Source organism: Rhizobium sp. RU33A (assembly GCF_900156055.1).
Lineage (GTDB): Bacteria > Pseudomonadota > Alphaproteobacteria > Rhizobiales > Rhizobiaceae > Allorhizobium.
Map to the genome: position 1 here is coordinate 1,058,551 of NZ_FTMQ01000001.1, position 17,107 is coordinate 1,075,657.

Annotated in this window: 20 protein-coding genes; 11 read left to right on the plus strand and 9 right to left on the minus strand. The window is 62.5% G+C overall.

The window, feature by feature from the left end; genetic code table 11:
• Positions 1–115 precede the first annotated feature (115 nt).
• From BW978_RS05120 to BW978_RS05155, 8 genes are read right to left on the minus strand one after another with little or no spacing between them, the layout of a single operon-like run.
• Positions 116–466 (minus strand): HVO_A0114 family putative DNA-binding protein, encoded by a 351-nt coding sequence (locus BW978_RS05120; protein WP_076392771.1) that lies wholly within the window; start codon positions 464–466, stop codon positions 116–118.
• Entirely contained in the window at positions 463–753 is a 291-nt protein-coding gene (locus BW978_RS05125; protein WP_076392773.1) for a toxin-antitoxin system TumE family protein, read from the minus strand. The genes BW978_RS05120 and BW978_RS05125 overlap by 4 nt, the downstream gene beginning before the upstream one ends.
• Before the next feature lie 43 nt (positions 754–796).
• A complete protein-coding gene (locus BW978_RS05130) occupies positions 797–1,708 on the minus strand; it encodes a homocysteine S-methyltransferase family protein (RefSeq protein ID WP_076392775.1) in 912 nt (303 codons plus the stop codon).
• Between the two features lie 23 nt (positions 1,709–1,731).
• Complete coding sequence (locus BW978_RS05135) at positions 1,732–2,964, minus strand: trans-sulfuration enzyme family protein (protein WP_076392777.1); 1,233 nt, start codon at positions 2,962–2,964, stop codon at positions 1,732–1,734.
• 22 nt (positions 2,965–2,986) lie between these two features.
• A complete protein-coding gene (locus BW978_RS05140) occupies positions 2,987–3,676 on the minus strand; it encodes an ABC transporter permease (protein ID WP_076392779.1) in 690 nt (229 codons plus the stop codon).
• 13 nt (positions 3,677–3,689) lie between these two features.
• Entirely contained in the window at positions 3,690–4,415 is a 726-nt protein-coding gene (locus BW978_RS05145; RefSeq protein ID WP_076392780.1) for an ABC transporter permease, read from the minus strand.
• Between the two features lie 21 nt (positions 4,416–4,436).
• On the minus strand, positions 4,437–5,207 hold the full coding sequence (locus BW978_RS05150) for a transporter substrate-binding domain-containing protein (RefSeq protein WP_076392782.1): 771 nt from the start codon (positions 5,205–5,207) through the stop codon (positions 4,437–4,439).
• 40 nt (positions 5,208–5,247) lie between these two features.
• A complete protein-coding gene (locus BW978_RS05155; protein ID WP_076393229.1) occupies positions 5,248–6,039 on the minus strand; it encodes an ABC transporter ATP-binding protein in 792 nt (263 codons plus the stop codon).
• A gap of 183 nt (positions 6,040–6,222) precedes the next feature.
• Here BW978_RS05155 and BW978_RS05160 point away from each other — a divergent pair, with 183 nt between their 5' ends.
• The 10 genes from BW978_RS05160 to BW978_RS05205 all read left to right on the plus strand — a co-directional run bounded on the left by BW978_RS05160 (position 6,223) and on the right by BW978_RS05205 (position 15,935).
• Positions 6,223–6,693 (plus strand): Lrp/AsnC family transcriptional regulator, encoded by a 471-nt coding sequence (locus tag BW978_RS05160; protein WP_054148910.1) that lies wholly within the window; start codon positions 6,223–6,225, stop codon positions 6,691–6,693.
• A gap of 115 nt (positions 6,694–6,808) precedes the next feature.
• Entirely contained in the window at positions 6,809–7,765 is a 957-nt protein-coding gene (locus BW978_RS05165) for a TAXI family TRAP transporter solute-binding subunit (protein ID WP_076392784.1), read from the plus strand.
• Between the two features lie 96 nt (positions 7,766–7,861).
• Positions 7,862–9,979, plus strand: coding sequence for a TRAP transporter permease (locus tag BW978_RS05170; protein WP_076392786.1), 2,118 nt, complete (start codon positions 7,862–7,864; stop codon positions 9,977–9,979).
• On the plus strand, positions 9,976–10,365 hold the full coding sequence (locus tag BW978_RS05175; RefSeq protein ID WP_076392788.1) for a DUF1850 domain-containing protein: 390 nt from the start codon (positions 9,976–9,978) through the stop codon (positions 10,363–10,365). Before BW978_RS05170 ends, BW978_RS05175 begins: the two co-directional genes overlap by 4 nt.
• Positions 10,366–10,454: 89 nt before the next feature.
• Positions 10,455–11,381: a pirin family protein gene (locus BW978_RS05180; protein WP_076392790.1), complete on the plus strand. Its 927-nt coding sequence runs from the start codon at positions 10,455–10,457 to the stop codon at positions 11,379–11,381.
• A gap of 90 nt (positions 11,382–11,471) precedes the next feature.
• Positions 11,472–13,391 carry a 1-deoxy-D-xylulose-5-phosphate synthase gene (dxs, locus tag BW978_RS05185; protein WP_076392792.1) on the plus strand — a complete coding sequence of 640 codons (1,920 nt, stop codon included), beginning with the start codon at positions 11,472–11,474 and terminating at the stop codon, positions 13,389–13,391.
• 74 nt (positions 13,392–13,465) lie between these two features.
• A complete protein-coding gene (locus BW978_RS05190; RefSeq protein ID WP_076392794.1) occupies positions 13,466–13,774 on the plus strand; it encodes a type II toxin-antitoxin system TacA family antitoxin in 309 nt (102 codons plus the stop codon).
• Positions 13,771–14,316 (plus strand): GNAT family N-acetyltransferase, encoded by a 546-nt coding sequence (locus BW978_RS05195; protein ID WP_076392796.1) that lies wholly within the window; start codon positions 13,771–13,773, stop codon positions 14,314–14,316. The genes BW978_RS05190 and BW978_RS05195 overlap by 4 nt, the downstream gene beginning before the upstream one ends.
• A gap of 88 nt (positions 14,317–14,404) precedes the next feature.
• Positions 14,405–15,589, plus strand: coding sequence for an MFS transporter (locus tag BW978_RS05200; protein WP_076392797.1), 1,185 nt, complete (start codon positions 14,405–14,407; stop codon positions 15,587–15,589).
• A 4-nt stretch (positions 15,590–15,593) separates the two neighbouring features.
• The gene (locus tag BW978_RS05205; protein WP_076392799.1) at positions 15,594–15,935 is read left to right on the plus strand and encodes a YkgJ family cysteine cluster protein; all 342 of its coding nucleotides are present in this window, start codon (positions 15,594–15,596) and stop codon (positions 15,933–15,935) included.
• Between the two features lie 3 nt (positions 15,936–15,938).
• On the opposite strand, the gene BW978_RS05210 is transcribed toward BW978_RS05205, so the two are convergent.
• Positions 15,939–16,268, minus strand: coding sequence for a hypothetical protein (locus BW978_RS05210; protein WP_076392801.1), 330 nt, complete (start codon positions 16,266–16,268; stop codon positions 15,939–15,941).
• Between the two features lie 195 nt (positions 16,269–16,463).
• Here BW978_RS05210 and BW978_RS05215 point away from each other — a divergent pair, with 195 nt between their 5' ends.
• Positions 16,464–17,066, plus strand: coding sequence for a superoxide dismutase (locus tag BW978_RS05215; RefSeq protein WP_054148921.1), 603 nt, complete (start codon positions 16,464–16,466; stop codon positions 17,064–17,066).
• The last annotated feature ends 41 nt before the right edge of the window (positions 17,067–17,107 follow it).

Genomic DNA, 17,107 nt, shown 5'->3' on the forward strand with positions numbered 1-17,107 from the left:
TCAGAGGGGCCCGGTCCGCAGATGCTCAGATGGGGCCCTGACACGGGGAGTTCAAGAGCGCCGCCGAGAAAAAAACACAGGAATGACATAATTCATCATTCGCTCGGGCGCCGGCTTAGAGGGCAATCACGGTGCGAATTTCGTCATAACCGGTACTCAGCGCCAGACCGTCTCGTGCGATCAACCCGGCTGCCGTCAGAAGCTCGACATCCTCGTGAACACGCCGGTAGTCGCGCTGCAGGTTGCGGGCAAGCGCTGCAACGCTTTCCTGCGGATTGCGGTGCAGATAGCGCAGCAACTCCAGCCGCTTTGCAGTCATGGTATGTGCAAATGCGTCCCAGTCAACGAAGGTCAGATGATCCTCATGGACAGGCTCGCCTTCCCGGTGCCGACGCAAGGCGTCACCGACCCGCGCCTGGAGGGCATAAAAACCGCCGCCGACATGAACATCCAGTTCTCTCGTCATATCGTTTCTCCACGCAGCCGTTCCACGTCGGCCCGGAAATCTCTGAGAAGCTGCTCAATGCCTGCGAACGCATAAGGTGTCTCGATCGCACCATGATGCCGATGGTCACCCTTGCCACGCTCATTGTCGTAGCAAACAAGTCGCTCTCCCGGATATCCGTAGAACAATGCGTATTTGTACCGGTGCAATGAAGGCGGCACCGGATCGGGCACAGACCAGATCCGAACCTCCAGAAAAGCCCCGTCATTGAAGACGATGCGTTCTCGGATGATCAGATCTGCCTTCATGGCCAATTATGACACTGGATGCCATAACCGTCAAACCAGCGGCCTAGGCCCGGGCTCGAAGCGCGCCTGCTACCCGGTGGATATGCTCAGCCCCGATCCCGCAGCAGCCGCCGATCATGCTCGCACCAGCTTCCGCCCAGTCGCAGGCGAAACGCGAATAGACGTCGCCGGTCAGATCACCACGGGTATCATGCAGCCCCTCATTGGCGGCCTTGTCGTCGGTGTCGCTTTCGAAGGCATTGGCATAGACGCCGATCTTCAGCTTCACACCCTTTTCGGCAAACACCGCAGCCGCCGTCTCGACCGCGCGTCTCATCACTTCGGGCTTGGCGCAGTTGAAGAGCAGCGCCGAGGCACCCGAGCCCGCGGCCCATTCGGCAGCGGCCCGTACGGTTTCGCCCGAGCGCAGCTTCGGCTCGCCACCCGCGATCTGGGCGGCATCGTCGCCCAGCGTAAAGGAGATCCAGAACGGTTTCGGCTGCGCCTGGATAGCCTTGCGCACGGCCTCGCCCTCGGCAATCAGGCTGAGCGTTTCCCCGAGCCATACATCCACATGGGAGGCAAGGTTCTCGACCAGCACCTTCAGATAGTCCTGCACGGTCGATGGGTCGAAATTCTCTGGTTCGTAGGAGCCGAAGATCGGCGGCAGCGAGCCGGCGACCACGACCTTGCGGTCCGCCGCATCTGCAGCCTGCCGCGCCAGGCTGCCCGAGAGCGCGATCAGGGCCGGACCGTCCTTGCGGAACCGCTCTTCGCCGATATGGAAGGGCACCAGTGCGTAGGAATTGGTGGTGACGACATCGGCGCCGGCGGCAATGAACTCTGCATGCACCTGGCGCACGATCTCGGGGCTGTTCATCAGCGCCAGCGCCGACCATTCCGGCTGCTTAAGCTCCGCACCGAGGCGAAGCAGTTCGCGGCTCATGCCGCCGTCGAGGATCAGTGTGTCAGCCATGGAAAGGTCTCCGTCAGATACGGTCAAGGGGTAAGCGCCTGATCGAGATCGGCGATGATATCGCCTGTGGTCTCGAGGCCGATCGACAGGCGCAAGAGCCCGTCGCCGGCATAGGCGCGGTAGTCGGTGAGGGCTTCGCCGGTGAGGCGGAAGGTGGAGGTCATCATCTCCTCGGTGTCGAGCAGAACCACGAGGCTGCGCTGGTGACCGAGCGAAAAGGCATAGTGGGCAACACGCAGACGCTCAGCCAGCCGCTCTGCGGTGGCTTTCGGCTCGCGCGTGCGAAACGCAATCATGCCGCCGAAGACATCCATCTGGCGTTTGGCGAGGTCGTGTTGCGGGTGGGAGGTGAGACCCGGATAGATCACGCGCTCGACCTCTGGATGGCCCTCCAGGAAGGTGGCGATGGCAAGGGCACTGTCTGACGCCATGCGCAGGCGCGGATAAAGCGTGTCGATGCCACGCATGATCAGCCAGGCCGACTGGGCTGCAAGCGACGCCCCCAGATAGACGCCGGCGCGTCCGCGAATGCGCGCGATCAGCTCCTTGCGCCCGATCACGGCCCCGCCCAGCACATCGCCATGGCCATTGATGAACTTGGTCAGCGAATGGATGACGAGGTCGACGCCGAGCGACAGCGGCCGTGTCGCAACCGGCGTGGCAAAGGTGGAATCGACCGAGATCAGCGCCCCATGTTTATGCGCAATGGCAGCCAGCCCCTTGAGATCGACGATGCGCAGGATCGGATTGACCGGGCTTTCGCAATGCACGAGCCGCGTGTTCGGCCGCATCGCTGCTTCGACCAGACCGAGCCGCGCCATGTTGACCGGCGTGACCTCGATGCCGAAATCGGGCAGCACCCGCTGGGTGAGTTCGATAGCGCCCGCATAACAGACATCCGAGACGACGAGATGGTCGCCGGCCTTGAGAAAGGTGAACAGCGTAGCGGCAATCGCCGCCATGCCGGTCGCCGTCGCCAGCGCCTCCTCGGCACCTTCGAGGGATGCCAGCCGCTGCTCCAGCTGCCGCACGGTGGGGTTCGTCCAGCGGGCATAGAGATAGGGCAGATCGGCGAGGTCAGCGACGCCGTCGGCGGAAAAGGCGCCATCGCCCGGCATCAGCGCGTTGTTGACCGACATCGAGACATTGGGCGCAATCGCCCCGGTCGCAGGATCGATCACCAGGCCGGCATCGAGCGCCCGGGTTTCAGGACCGGCAGACGCGGGCAGGGGATGGGTCACGAAGACTTTCGTCATGGCATTTCGCTTTCAAGCCGCCTCAGCGGCGGATCGGCACCTGCGCCTCGACCACCCCGAAGGCGCGGGTGATGAGCGCAGTCAGCGCGACGTAGAAGAGGGTGACCACGAGCAGCGGCTCGTAGACGAGAAGCGTGTCCTGGCGGACCTTGAAGGCGACCGCGTAGAGATCCATCACGGTGACGGTGAAGGCGAGCGGCGTGGCTTTCAGCTGCAGCACGATCTCGCCGGCAATAGTCGGCAGCGCCGTGCGGATGGCCCTCGGCAGCCAGATGCGCCGGATCAACATGAAGGGGCTCATGCCGAGCGAACGTCCTGCCTCGAGCTCCCCCTTCGGCACGGACAAGAGCGCCCCGCGCAGCACTTCCGACTGATAGGCGGCAAAGTTGAGCGTGAAGGAGACGGCGGCGAAGAAGAAACCTTCGCGCAGGATCGGCCAGAGGAAGCTCTGTCGAAGTCCCGGCACCATCGGCAGCAGCGAGCCGACGCCGTAGTATAGGAGCCAGAGCTGGATGAGGAGCGGCGTCCCGCGAAACACCGTCGAGTAACCGAGTGCCAGATTGCGGGCGATTGGCCCGCCGCTCACCCGCGCAAAGGCGAGCCCGACGGCCAGCACGAAGCCGAAGCTGACCGAAATCACCAGCAGTGCGACCGTCTGGAAGGCGCCCTCGATCAGAAGCGGCCAGTATTTCGCGATCCATTCGAAATTCATCTGCGCCCCTCCCTCAATGCGCCGGCTTCTGGCCCCGGCGCACGCGGCGCTCGATGCCATGGAAGACGAGGTTGGAGAGAAGCGTGATGACGAGATAGAGGACGGCTGCCGCCAGGAAGAAGAGGAAATATTCCTTGGTATTGGCACCCGCCAGACGCGTGGTCAGTGCCAGTTCCTGATATCCGACCACGGCGACCAGCGCGCTGTCCTTGGTGACCGACATCCAGAGATTGGCCATGCCGGGCAGGGCGTTGGGAAGCAGTGCCGGCAGCGTCACCCGGCGAAAGCGCAGGAGCGGCGACATGCCGAAGGCCCGCGCCGCCTCGAGCTGTCCTGTCGGGATCGCCAGGATCGCGCCGCGTAGCACCTCGGTCATATAGGCGCCCTGCACGAAGCCAAGCACCGCGACGGCCGCCACGAAACCATTGACCTCGACCGGCGGCAGGCCGAAGGCCATCAGCAGCCGGTTGAGGCCGTCGGTGCCGGCATAATAGAGCCCGACGATCAGGATCAGTTCCGGCACCGCCCGGATGACAGAGGTGTAAGCCGTGAGGATCAGTCCGACCGTCCGGTTGTTCGAAAGCTTGCCGAGTGCCCCCAACAGACCGATGACGAGGCCGATCGAATAGGCGCAGGCCGAGATGGCGACGGTGGTGGCAGCACCGGTCAACAGCGCGCCGCCCCAGCCCGGAGGCTGAAGCGCCAGCAATTGCCATGCCGTCATCGAACCGGTCGCCATCTCGTCCGCAATCCCTGTCGATTACTGGCCGTAGACGTCGAAGGTGAAGTAGGCCTTCGTGATCTCGTCATACTTGCCGGAAGCGCGCACGGCGGCGATCGCCGCGTTCAGCTTGGCCTTCAGCTCCGTGTCTTCCTTGCGCAAACCACCGCCGATGCCGGTGCCGAGAACCGACGGATCAGCCGCCACGTCGCCCATGTCGGCGCAGCAATCCTTGCCGAAATCGGTCTTCAAGAAGTCGGCAAGCGGGATCGCGTCGCCAAAGACATAGTCGATGCGGCCGGCAGAAAGATCCTGGAAGGCCTCGTCCAGCGTCTGATAGGTCTGCTCCTCGGCCTTGTCGGCAAAGTGCTTCGCATAGTAGGCCGACTGCACGGTCGAGACCTGGATACCGATCGTCTTGCCGTCGACCGCCTCGGGCGTCGCACCCGGCGTTGCATCCTTCGGTCCGATCAGCTTGCTCGGCGTATTGTAGTATTTGTCGGTAAAGTCGATGGTCTTCAGCCGCTCCTCGGTGATCGACATCGACGACCAGATGACATCAAATTTCTTCGTCTGCAGAGCCGGGATCAGTCCGTCCCAGGAAACGTCGACGACCGAGCAAGTCTCCTTCATCTCCGCGCAGACGGCGTTCATCAGATCGATTTCCCAGCCCTTCCAGGTGCCCGAAGCATCCTTGGCGAAGAAGGGCGGATAGGCCTCGTTCATGATGCCGAAGCGGACTTCGGCCTGGGCGGTGACGGCGGTCGCGGCAAAGGCGGCACCGGCAAGCAGAAGGGAGATCAGTTTCATCATTGTTTTCCCCGAGTGGATTAAAGGTTGAAAAGGGTGTTCAAGCAGTCCCGCGCCCACCAAGGCTGCGGGTGAATTCACGGCAACGGGCGCTTTTCGGATCGCCGAAGACCTGGTCCGGCGGTCCCTCTTCCTCAACGCGGCCCTTGTCGAGGAACATCACATGGCTGGAGACCTCGCGCGCAAAGCTCATCTCATGGGTAACGAGCAGCATCGTGCGGCCCTCTTCGGCCAAATCCCGGATAACCTTCAGCACTTCGCCGACAAGCTCTGGATCGAGCGCCGAGGTCGGCTCGTCGAACAGCATCACGGCCGGATCGACGCAGAGTGCGCGGGCAATCGCCGCCCGCTGCTGCTGGCCGCCGGAGAGAAAGGCCGGATAGGCATCGCGCTTGTCATAGAGGCCGACCTTGGCCAGCAGCGCTTCCGCCTTCTCGACCGCCTCGCGGCGCGGCACTTTGAGCACATGGACCGGCGCCTCGATGACGTTTTCCAGAACCGTGCGATGAGCCCAGAGATTGAAGCTCTGGAATACCATGCCAAGCCCGGTGCGCAGCCGTTCCAGCTGCTTGCGGTCGGCGGCTTCGAGGCTTCCCTTGCGGGACGGGCGCAACTTGAGCTCTTCGCCACCCACGACGATGCGGCCGCGGTCGGGCGCTTCCAAAAGGTTGATACAGCGCAGGAACGTGCTCTTGCCGGAACCGGACGAGCCGATGATGGAGATGACATCACCACGTTGGGCCGTGGCCGAGATGCCCTTCAGAACTTCAATGCCGGCGAAACTCTTGTGGATGTCGTGCACGTCGAGCGCGGCCGGGGCGGTTCCTGTCATCTTGATCCCAGGTAGTTTGACAATTGCGAGACCATAGGAGGCCGAAGCTGCGGATTTCGAGCGCATTTCAGCGACAATGTGGGAAAATCCTGCGTCAGAGCATCAGATGGTGCGGAAAGATGGCGCAATAAGTCAAAATCGGATAAGGGGGGCGAAAACGAGGTCGCGCAAGGAGGGGGAACCATGCCGGACAAGCTCGATCAATTCGACCGCAGCATTCTCGAAGTGGTGCAGCGGGATTGCCAGCTGAAGGCGGAAGCCATCGCCGACAAAGTGGGTCTGTCGCCATCGGCCGTGCAGCGCAGGCTTCGCCGTCTCCGCGACGAAGGCATCATCACTGCCGAGATCGCCGTGGTGAACCGCAAGGCGACGAGCTTCCCGATGACCTTCATCACCGGCATGGAAATCGAACGCGACAACTACGATGCGCTCACCCGCTTCCGCGCCTGGGCCGACAAGCAGGAGCACGTCCAGCAGGTCTACTACGTCACAGGCCAGGTCGATCTCGTCGCCATCATCACCGCCCGCGACGTCGAGCATTACGACGATATCAGCGCGCAATTGATGGCGGAGAACCCGCAGATCCGCCGCATGCACACCAATGTCGTGCTGCGCGACGTCAAGGTCGGCCTGCATATTCCGGTCCGGGAATGAGCACAGATTTCGGCAGGTGCCGGGATATCGCTGAACTTCGTCAAATACGAGGTTGACGCCCCTCTCTCGCCTCCCCATGATGTCGCAATTGCTTACATTGTTTGGGAGGACAATCATGCATTTTTCGAGACTTAGCACTTTGGCTGCTGCCACGTTGGCCGCATCTGTCGCATTTGGTACATCCGGGGCACGCGCCGAGCAGTTCGTCAATGTGCTGACCGGTGGCACCTCGGGCGTCTACTATCCGCTGGGTGTCGCCCTGTCGAAGATCTACGGCGAAAAGATCCCTGAGGTCCGCACCCAGGTGCAGGCGACCAAAGCCTCGGTCGAAAACCTCAATCTCTTGCAGCAAGGCAAGGGCGAAATCGGCTTCTCGCTCGGCGATAGCGTCAAGCTGGCAGCGGAAGGCGATGCGGATGCCGGTTTCAAGGCACCGCTCGATAAGCTGCGCGGCATCGCCGCCATTTATCCGAACTTCATCCAGATCGTTGCGACGAAGGATTCCGGCGTGACGTCGCTTGCCGACCTCAAGGGCAAGAGCCTGTCCGTCGGAGCACCGAAGTCGGGCACGGAACTCAATGCCCGCGCCATCCTCGAAGCCGCGAGCATGAGCTATGAAGATCTCGGCAAGACCGAGTATCTGCCCTTTGCGGAGTCTGTCGAACTCATCAAGAACCGTCAGCTCGACGCGACGCTTCAGTCCGCCGGCCTCGGCGTTGCCTCGCTGAAAGACTTGTCCACCTCGCTGCCGGTCTCGCTGGTCGCCGTTCCGGCCGAGATCGCGACAGCACTCGGCGCGCCCTACATCGCCGCGACCATCCCGGCCGGCACCTATGAGGGCCAGACGGAGGACGTCCCGACGGTCGCCGTCGTCAACTTCCTGGTGACCCACTCGGAGGTTTCCGACGATCTCGCCTACGAGATGACCAAGCAACTCTTTGAGAACCTGCCGGAGATCCAGGCTGCGCATAACGCCGCCAAGGACATCAAACTGGAAGATGCCACCAAGGGCATGCCGATCCCGCTGCATCCGGGCGCTGAGCGCTACTACAAGGAAAAGGGCATGCTGTGAGGCTTTCAAGGCTTCTGAAGCTGCATGAAGGGGACCGGACGGCCACCATGCCGTCCGGTCCTTTTGCCCCTCGGCTTATCCTTCGGACGGACACCCATGAGCGCCACCACCGCAGACGACACCCTGTCGCATGAACCGAACACCCATGAGCAGCACTTTCCGGCAACCGCCGAGGGCAAGCTTCTCTACGGCATCGCCGTTGCCTTCTCGCTGTTCCAGATCGCGACCGCGGCCCATCTGATCGACCTGCCGAGCCAGCTTGTCCGCTCCACCCATGTCGCTTTTCTGCTTCTGCTTGGTTTTCCGCTCGTCGCCGCAAACATCCGCAAGGGCGCGCTCTACACAGCAGGCGCCTGGGCGCTCGCCACAGCAGGCATCGCTGTGGCGGTCTACCAGTATGTCGAATACGAGCCGCTGATCCTGCGCGCCGGTGATCTCATCACCATGGATCTCTACTTCGGTGTCCTGGCGATCGCCACTGTCTTCATCGGCGCCTGGGTGATCATGGGACCCGCCCTGCCGATCATTTCGGGCCTTTTCCTGGCCTACTGCCTGTTCGGCGAATACCTGCCGTCGCCTCTCAATCACCGCGGTTACGATTTTTCCCAGGTCATCGACCACATGGCCTATGGCACCGAGGGTATCTACGGCGTCCCGACCTATGTGTCGTCTTCCTACATCTTTCTCTTCATCCTGTTTGGCTCCTTCCTGGAGCGTGCCGGCATGATCAAGCTCTTTACCGATGTGTCCCTCGGCCTCGTCGGCCACAAGCGCGGCGGCCCCGCCAAGGTCTCGGTCATCTCCTCCGGACTGATGGGCACCATCTCTGGCTCCGGCGTCGCCAACGTTGTGACAACAGGCCAGTTCACCATTCCCCTGATGAAACGCTTCGGCTATCGACCCGCCTTTGCCGGCGGCGTCGAGGCGACTGCCTCGATGGGTGGACAGATCATGCCGCCCGTCATGGGCGCCGTCGCCTTCATCATGGCCGAGACGCTCGGCGTCGAATATGCCGAGATCGTCAAGGCAGCGCTGATCCCGGCCATTCTCTATTTTGCCTCGGTCTTCTGGATGGTGCATCTTGAAGCAGGCAAGCGCGGCCTGAGCGGGCTCGACCCGAAGGACCTGCCGTCGCCCATGGCCGCCATCCGCAGCCAATGGTATCTGCTGCTGCCGCTCGCGGCCCTCGTGTGGCTGCTCTTCTCCGGCTATACGCCGCTATTTGCCGGCACCGCAGGTCTGGCCCTCACCATGCTGCTCATTCTCGGCAGTTCGATCGCCATCGGCATGTCCAACACCGCGGTCCGCACCATCTTCTGGATCGGCATCGGTCTCGCCGGAGCCTCCTTCTTCCAATATGGCTTCCGCGCCGTGCTGATCGCCATCCTGGTGCTGATCGCGTGGAACTTCATGGTGAAGGGCGGCCGTGCGGCTTTGAAGCTAAGCGTCGACAGCCTGGCGGATGGCGCAAAGACGGCATTGCCGGTGGGCATCGCCTGTGCGGTGGTTGGCATCATCGTCGGCACCATGACGCTGACCGGTGCGGCCAATACCTTCGGCCAGTTCGTCGTCGCCGTCGGCCAGCATAGCCTCTTCCTGTCGCTGATCCTCACCATGCTCACCTGTATCCTGCTCGGCATGGGCATTCCGACGATCCCGAACTACATCATCACTTCCTCGATCGCCGGCCCCGCACTGCTCGAACTCGGTGTGCCGCTGATCGTCAGCCACATGTTCGTCTTCTATTTCGGCATCCTCGCCGATTTGACCCCGCCGGTGGCGCTCGCCTGCTTTGCGGCGGCCCCCATTGCCCGGGAATCGGGCCTTCGCATCTCCTTCGAGGCGGTGAAGGTGGCAGCCGCCGGCTTCGTCGTTCCCTTCATGGCCGTCTATACGCCGGCCCTGATGCTGCAGGATGGCGGTCCGCTGGCCGAGGCCATCGGCTATCCGCTCGCCGTCCTCTACATCGTCATCAAGGCCAGCCTCTCGATCGGCCTCTGGGGTGTCGCCGTGATCGGCTATCTCAACCGGCCGCTGCCGATCCTGCATCGCCTTGTGGCCGCCGCCGCCGCCTTCTTCCTGGTGGCGGCCCTGCCGATCACCGACGAGATCGGTGGAGCACTCGTCCTTATCTTTGCCCTCATGGCCTGGAAGTTCCCCGGCAAGGCCACCGGGCCCACTCCCACGGCGCCACCCAAGTCAGGGGCGCCATGAGCCTTTGCATCGCGCTTGCCGCAACCGTTCTGACCATCCCGACCACGACTTTCTCGCTCTCCTGGGAGCACTCGGTCGAGAAGGTCGAGTGGCGTGAAGAGTGGGCGGTGACGTCTTCGGGGCTGAAGCTAGGGCAGGCGAGCGTCAAGGGATCCGGCGCCGGCATGGAGCCGGGCGAGGGGGCGGTGCTCGACGACGGTTGGTGGCGTTGGAAGCCATCGCTGGCACCCGTCGCCGAATTGCGGCTCGCCTCATCCGGCGCGACACCTGGCGGCTGGACGCTGTGTCATGCCGGCGGCTGCCAGACGCTTGGCGATGCGCCGGGCAGGGAGGCCGTTCTCTCCGCCTGCAAGCAGGACAGCGATGCCGTCGAGCCATCCCGGTGAAGACACTGCGTCACCGGCAGCCCATTGATCCATCCTAGTCTCGGCGTGGAGACCTGCTAATCTGTACGCATCGAACGAAGAGGTTTCCCATGTCCTTCTTTCCCGGCAATGACCCGGTCCCCGGTGACGCCTTTGCCTGCGACGCCATCGAACATCTGATCATCCCGCGCTCCAGCGACATCGGCGGTTTTGCTGTTCGTCGTGCGCTGCCCTCCGTCCGCCGCCGCCTCGTCGGCCCCTTCATCTTCTTCGACCGTATGGGACCGGCGATCCTGAAGGCGGATGAGGCCATGGATGTGCGGCCGCATCCGCATATAGGCCTCTCGACCGTCACCTATCTCTTCGACGGTGAGATCAAGCATCGCGACAGCCTCGGCACCGAATTGGTGATTTCTCCCGGCGACATCAACCTGATGACCGCGGGGCGAGGCATCGTGCATTCCGAGCGCACGCCGGAAAACCTGCGCGGTCATCCGCTCTCCATGTCCGGCCTGCAGACCTGGATCGCATTGCCGGACCAGCTGGAAGAGATCGACCCGGCCTTTGCCCATACGGCCAAGGGGGAGCTGCCGACCTTTGTCGATCATGGCGCCTCGGGGCGGGTTGTGATCGGATCCATGGGCGGCTTGCGCTCGCCGGTGAAGACCTTTTCCGAGACGCTCTATGTCGATCTGACCCTCGAGCCGGGCACCCGTTTCCCCTTCGATGCCGGCCAGGAAGAGCGAGCGCTGTATATTCTGTCAGGCGAAATCGAGATTGCCGGAGACCGGTTTGCGCAGGATCAGTTGCTGGTCTTCCGTCCCGGCGACGAAATAACGCTGATCGGTGGCGCGACAGGGTGTCACGTCATGCTCTTTGGCGGTGCGGCCATGCAAACCAAGAAACATATCTGGTGGAACTTTGTTTCGTCGTCCAAGGAGCGTATCGAACAGGCCAAGGAAGAGTGGAGAACTGGCCGATTCGACATCGTTCCGGGGGACGAAGAAGAGTTCGTGCCTTTGCCGGAGAGCCGTTGACGTCTATATAACAGCGTGGTGTCAGATATTTGCCCAGTTCGTCTTGGGATGCTATCGCGCACCCAAACGAGTTGAAGAGGCAAGAGCCCTGTGACATCCATGCCCGATACGCCACTGCTGGACAAGGTCGAGTTCCCGAGAGATCTGAAGGCCATTGAGGATCGCGATCTGCCGCAGCTGGCGCGCGAAGTGCGCGACGAGATGATCGATGCGGTCTCGACGACGGGTGGTCATCTGGGGGCAGGCCTCGGCGTCGTCGAGCTGACGATCGCGATCCACAAGGTCTTTGAGACGCCCAGCGATCGGCTGATATTCGACGTCGGCCACCAATGCTATCCGCACAAGATCCTGACCGGCCGCCGTGAGCGGATCCGCACGCTTCGCCAGGAAGACGGCCTCTCCGGCTTCACCAAGCGCGCCGAGAGCGAATACGATCCCTTCGGCGCGGCCCATTCCTCGACTTCGATTTCCGCCGGCCTCGGCATGGCGGTTGCTGCCGAGCTGTCGAAGACCGACCGCAAGGTGATCGCCGTTATTGGTGACGGCGCGATGTCCGCCGGCATGGCCTATGAGGCATTGAATAACGCAGGCGCGCTTGATGCCCGGCTGATCGTCATCCTCAACGACAACGACATGTCGATTGCCCCGCCGACCGGGGCGATGAGCGCCTATCTCGCGCGCCTCGCCTCCGGCCGCAGCTACATGGGTTTCCGCGAGCTCGGCAAGAAACTGACTGCCTATCTCGGCAAGACCGTCGACCGCGCCATCACCCGCGCCGTCGAGCATGCGCGTGGCTATGTCACCGGCGGCACCATGTTCGAGGAGCTCGGCTTCTACCATATCGGCCCGATCGACGGTCACTCCTTCGAGCACCTGCTGCCCGTGTTGCGCAATGTTCGCGACAATGCCAAGGGCCCGGTGCTGATCCATGTCGTGACCCAGAAGGGCAAGGGCTACGCGCCCGCCGAAGCCGCGGCCGACAAGTATCACGGCGTCAACAAGTTCGACGTCATCACGGGCACCCAGGCCAAGGCCAAGCCGAATGCCCCGGCCTATACCGCAGTCTTCGCCGACGCGCTGGTCGAGGAAGCCCGCCACGACGAGAAGATCGTCGGCATCACCGCCGCCATGCCAAACGGCACCGGGCTCGACAAGCTGCAGTCGCTCTTCCCTGAGCGCACGTTCGATGTCGGCATCGCCGAACAGCATGCCGTGACCTTTGCAGCCGGCCTCGCAGCCGAAGGCTTTAAGCCGTTCTGCGCATTGTATTCCACGTTCCTGCAGCGCGGCTACGATCAGGTCGTGCATGATGTCGGCATTCAGGGTCTACCGGTCCGTTTTCCCATCGACCGCGCCGGCTTCGTAGGCGCCGATGGCCCGACCCATGCCGGCTCCTTCGACACAGGTTTCCTTGCAGCACTTCCGGGCTTCGTGGTCATGGCCGCAGCCGACGAGGCAGAGCTGAAGCATATGGTCCGGACAGCCGCAGCCTACGACGAAGGCCCGATCTCCTTCCGCTATCCGCGTGGTGAAGGTGTGGGTGTTCCCATGCCGGAGCGCGGCGAGATCCTCGAGATCGGCCGCGGCCGCATCGTCAAGCAGGGCTCCAAGGTCGCACTTCTCTCCTTCGGCACGCGCCTGGCCGACTGTCTGCTCGCCGCCGAAGACCTGGATGCCGCGGGCCTCTCGACCACGGTTGCCGATGCCCGTTTCGCCAAGCCCCTCGACCACGACCTGATCCGCCAGCTCGCCCGCCACCATCAGGTGGTGGTAACAGTCGAAGAAGGCGCCGTCGGCGGCTTCGGCAGCCACGTCATGCATTTCCTCGTCAACGAGGGCCTGCTCGACAACGGCCTGAAGGTCCGCTCCCTGGTGCTGCCCGACGTCTGGATGGACCAGGCCAAGCCCGAAGTGATGTATGCCAGAGCCGGACTGGACGCCTCCGGCATTCTGAAGACGGTGTTTGCAGCACTTGGGCAGGATGTGCCGGGCGTGATTGCGGCAGGTTGAGCCACCTTCAACGGCTAGATTGAAGTGTACGCCAAAACGGCGTACACTTGTGGCGAGACTTGAGGGCCGCCATCATGAGCACTGCCAAGGACATCAGCCAGACGAGGGAAGACCGTGCGACGGAGCGGATGCACTTTCGCACCAAGCCGCATGTCAAACAGGCGATCCAGCGCGCCGCTGCGATCAGCGGCGTCGACGAAACGGCTTTTGCGATGAATGCGGCCTATGCCTCGGCACTCGCGACCATAGAGGCCCATGAACGAACACTTCTGCAACCGATCGATCACGAAGCTTTCTTCGACGCACTCGATAACCCGCGTTCCCCGACCGACGCGTTGCGAAAGGCCTTTGCCAGCCACAAGTCGCGCGTCATCAGCAAATGAATGACGAGGGGCACTCGGTCACCATCGAGTTGCTCGATCCCGAGCGTCATGATCGGGATCGCTTCTCCTGCGGCGTCGATCCCGTCGACAACTACTTCCGCAAGACCGCAAACAAACTTGCCAAGGCCGGCAATACGCGCGTCTACGTGATGACATCTGAGACCGGCGATGTAATTGGCTTCTACGCCCTCAATGCCCATTCTGTCGATTTCGCCGAATTGCCCCCACGCTATGCCCGGACCCGCCCATCCCATGGTGCTATCCCGGCCGCCTTCATTTCTATGATCGGTGTGGACCAGCGATATACCGGACAAGGTTATGGCGGCAATCTGCTTGCCGACGCCCTACTGCGGATCGCACAGGCATCGGAGCGGATCGGCATTGCAATGGTTATTCTGGACGTGCTGGATGACGGCAATCCGGATCACGTAGCCCGCCGAAAGACGCTCTACCTGCACTACGGCTTTGAGGCGCTGCCATCGAACCCACTCCGGCTATTCTTGCCGGTGGCAGCCATAAGCGAGACGCTGGCGACCTCCTGACACCTCCGGTCCTCCCTGGACTTCCCCCAAACGCCCCGCTAGACCGGACCTTCAATCGACGGGCGCTGAAGCGCGCCTCGGAGGCTCCATGCACACGGCACACACCACGGATATCGCAGCCGACATCGCGCCTGATTGGGCGGCGATCGCGGTCGTCATCCTTGGCGTCACCGCCTTTGCGGTGGGGCAGGGGCTCACCTATCCGTTGATCTCGCTGATCCTCGAAAGCCGGGGTGTCTCCTCCAGCATGGCGGGCTTGAACGCGTCCGTCTTTGCGCTCGGTCTCGCCTCGTCGACGCTGCTGATCGGCAGACTGACGCAAAGGATACGCGGCGACCGGCTGATCGTCGCCTCGCTGCTAGGGGTGTCTGTCTGCCTGGCTACCTTCGCAGCCTTTGACCAGCTCTGGGTCTGGTTCGTCGCCCGCTTCCTGCTCGGCTTCTGCACCAGCATCATCTACACGGTCTCCGAAGCCTGGCTGAACACCGCCTGTCCGGACCGCCTGCGCGGGCGCGTCTCCGGGGCCTATAGCGCCGGCATGTGTGCGGGCTTTGCCGCTGGTCCGCTCGCCATTCCGCTTCTTGGCATCGAGGATGGCTTCGCCTTCGCGCTGACGGCGGCCTATGTCGCGCTCGTCGCCTTCGCCTCGGTCATGCTCGGCCGTTATGCCAAAACCAAGCCGGAAGCCTCGGAAGCCGGCGGATTGCTCACCTTCGTCAAAATGGCGCCGGTCCTGACGCTGATGGTCGTCGCCTTCGGCTTTTCGGATATCGCGGCGATCTCGATGATCCCGCTCTATTTCGTCGAGCGTGGCTACAGCCAGAATTTCGCAGCCTTCGTCGTCACCATGGTAGCCCTGCCGACGGCGCTCGCCCAGCCCTTTGTCGGCTGGCTGCTGGATCGCCTGTCCCGGCCCGTCATCGCCGTCTCCGGCTCAGCCATCGCCGCCGTTGCTTTCCTCGCTCTGCCCTTCATGACCTCGCAGGCAGCGCTGCTGGTCACCATCTCGATCCTCGGCGCGGCGAGCTTCTCGCTTTACACCGCAGCACTGACCCTGCTCGGCGAGCGCTTCCGTGGCGGTCTTCTGGTCTCGGGTGCCGCCGTCTTTGCGCTGGCTTATGCTATCGGCAGCGCGGCCGGCTCCGGCAGCACGGGGCTCACCATGGATCTGATCTCGGTGGATGCCGGCCCGGTCTTCGTTGGCCTCTTGATGCTGGTCTTCACCGCTTTCTTCGCCACGAACCTGATGCGCGTCCGCGCCGCGAGGCGCTGAACCCATGCTGGAAACCTCTCCGCCAGAGATCTTCGACTGCCAGGCCTGCGGCGCCTGCTGCGCCTATTCCGCCGATTGGCCGCGCTTTTCCATGGAAAGCGATGAAGAACTCGCCGCCATCCCCGAAGCGATGATCGCCAAGGACGAAAGCGGCATGAAGTTCGAGAATGGCCGCTGTGCGGCTCTGACCGGCGAGGTCGGCAAACACGTCGGCTGCGCCGTCTACCTCGTGCGCCCGCATGTCTGTCGCACCTGCATGCCCGGCGACGAGGAATGCAAGATCGCCCGCGCCGAGTTCGGCTTTCCGATCGACGGCCTGCCGGAGCCCGAGGTCTACGAGGCCTGAGGTTTAAGGGACGGTAATCGTCACCTGGTCAGCCGGCAGCTCGCCACCGATTTCTGCCGCCTGACTCTTCTTGTCATAGACGCAGATCGAGCTGACCGTCGCATCGGCTCCGACAGCCTTGCCGGTGAGGATTGCGACGCCATAGCTCTCGGTGCCGAAAGGATCGACGACGACCTTCGGCTGTTCGATCCGCCCTTCCGCCAGAACAGTGCATTTTGCTGCGACATCCTTGACAAATTCGTCCCAGGCATCGCCCGACGAGGCGATTGCCGACGAGGAGAGTGTGAGCAAGGCGAGCGCGGTAGCAGTCAGAAACTGGTGGGAACGGAACATGGGGGACCTCGGTTGGGGGCATTGTGACGCAGAGGGTCGGCCGGAACGCCAAGTCGCGCAAGTCCAAAAACGGAAGACATTTCTTTCTCTTGAAGTCCCGATTTTGGAAGAGCGAAGGTTGCCTGAGCGATGTTCCGCACCTATGTTCCCGTCACCTGCCAAAACGCAATCCATTTGCCAAAAGGAGATCTCACCATGGCCTTCGAATTGCCCGCCCTCCCGTATGCTTACGACTCGCTGGCACCGTTCATGTCGGCTGAAACGCTGGAGTTTCACCACGACAAGCACCATCAGGCCTATGTGACCAACGGCAACAACCTCCTGAAGGATTCGGGCCTTGAAGGCCTGTCGCTCGAGGAAGTCGTCAAGCAGTCCTATGGCAAGAATGCCGGCCTCTTCAACAATGCTGGCCAGCACTACAACCACATCCACTTCTGGAACTGGATGAAGAAGGATGGCGGCGGCAACAAGCTTCCGGGCAAGCTGCAGGCTGCAGTCGACAGCGACCTTGGCGGCTATGACAAGTTCAAGGCCGACTTCGTCGCAGCTGGCACCACCCAGTTCGGCTCCGGCTGGGCCTGGCTCTCCGTAAAGGACGGCAAGCTCGAAATCTCCAAGACCCCGAACGGTGAAAGCCCGCTGATTCACGGCGCATCCCCGATCCTCGGCGTCGACGTCTGGGAACACTCCTATTACATCGACTACCGCAACGCCCGTCCGAAGTACCTCGAAGCCTTCGTCGACAGCCTGATCAACTGGGACTACGTCCTGGAAATGTACGAAGCAGCGACGAAGTAATCGTCCCGCATACTTCGCTTTTCGACGCCCGGTGCCTCGCA

Bases quoted from the DNA above. Each gene is read 5' to 3' on its own strand.
- BW978_RS05200 (WP_076392797.1), top strand. From the start codon at position 14,405: ATGCACACGGCACACACCACGGATATCGCAGCCGACATCGCGCCTGAT.
- BW978_RS05140 (WP_076392779.1), bottom strand. From the start codon at position 3,676: ATGAATTTCGAATGGATCGCGAAATACTGGCCGCTTCTGATCGAGGGC.
- BW978_RS05190 (WP_076392794.1), top strand. From the start codon at position 13,466: ATGAGCACTGCCAAGGACATCAGCCAGACGAGGGAAGACCGTGCGACG.
- BW978_RS05210 (WP_076392801.1), bottom strand. From the start codon at position 16,268: ATGTTCCGTTCCCACCAGTTTCTGACTGCTACCGCGCTCGCCTTGCTC.
- BW978_RS05205 (WP_076392799.1), top strand. From the start codon at position 15,594: ATGCTGGAAACCTCTCCGCCAGAGATCTTCGACTGCCAGGCCTGCGGC.
- BW978_RS05155 (WP_076393229.1), bottom strand. From the start codon at position 6,039: ATGACAGGAACCGCCCCGGCCGCGCTCGACGTGCACGACATCCACAAG.
- BW978_RS05145 (WP_076392780.1), bottom strand. From the start codon at position 4,415: ATGGCGACCGGTTCGATGACGGCATGGCAATTGCTGGCGCTTCAGCCT.
- BW978_RS05165 (WP_076392784.1), top strand. From the start codon at position 6,809: ATGCATTTTTCGAGACTTAGCACTTTGGCTGCTGCCACGTTGGCCGCA.
- BW978_RS05170 (WP_076392786.1), top strand. From the start codon at position 7,862: ATGAGCGCCACCACCGCAGACGACACCCTGTCGCATGAACCGAACACC.
- BW978_RS05180 (WP_076392790.1), top strand. From the start codon at position 10,455: ATGTCCTTCTTTCCCGGCAATGACCCGGTCCCCGGTGACGCCTTTGCC.
- BW978_RS05125 (WP_076392773.1), bottom strand. From the start codon at position 753: ATGAAGGCAGATCTGATCATCCGAGAACGCATCGTCTTCAATGACGGG.
- BW978_RS05215 (WP_054148921.1), top strand. From the start codon at position 16,464: ATGGCCTTCGAATTGCCCGCCCTCCCGTATGCTTACGACTCGCTGGCA.
- BW978_RS05130 (WP_076392775.1), bottom strand. From the start codon at position 1,708: ATGGCTGACACACTGATCCTCGACGGCGGCATGAGCCGCGAACTGCTT.
- BW978_RS05175 (WP_076392788.1), top strand. From the start codon at position 9,976: ATGAGCCTTTGCATCGCGCTTGCCGCAACCGTTCTGACCATCCCGACC.
- BW978_RS05120 (WP_076392771.1), bottom strand. From the start codon at position 466: ATGACGAGAGAACTGGATGTTCATGTCGGCGGCGGTTTTTATGCCCTC.
- BW978_RS05150 (WP_076392782.1), bottom strand. From the start codon at position 5,207: ATGAAACTGATCTCCCTTCTGCTTGCCGGTGCCGCCTTTGCCGCGACC.
- BW978_RS05160 (WP_054148910.1), top strand. From the start codon at position 6,223: ATGCCGGACAAGCTCGATCAATTCGACCGCAGCATTCTCGAAGTGGTG.
- BW978_RS05135 (WP_076392777.1), bottom strand. From the start codon at position 2,964: ATGACGAAAGTCTTCGTGACCCATCCCCTGCCCGCGTCTGCCGGTCCT.
- BW978_RS05195 (WP_076392796.1), top strand. From the start codon at position 13,771: ATGAATGACGAGGGGCACTCGGTCACCATCGAGTTGCTCGATCCCGAG.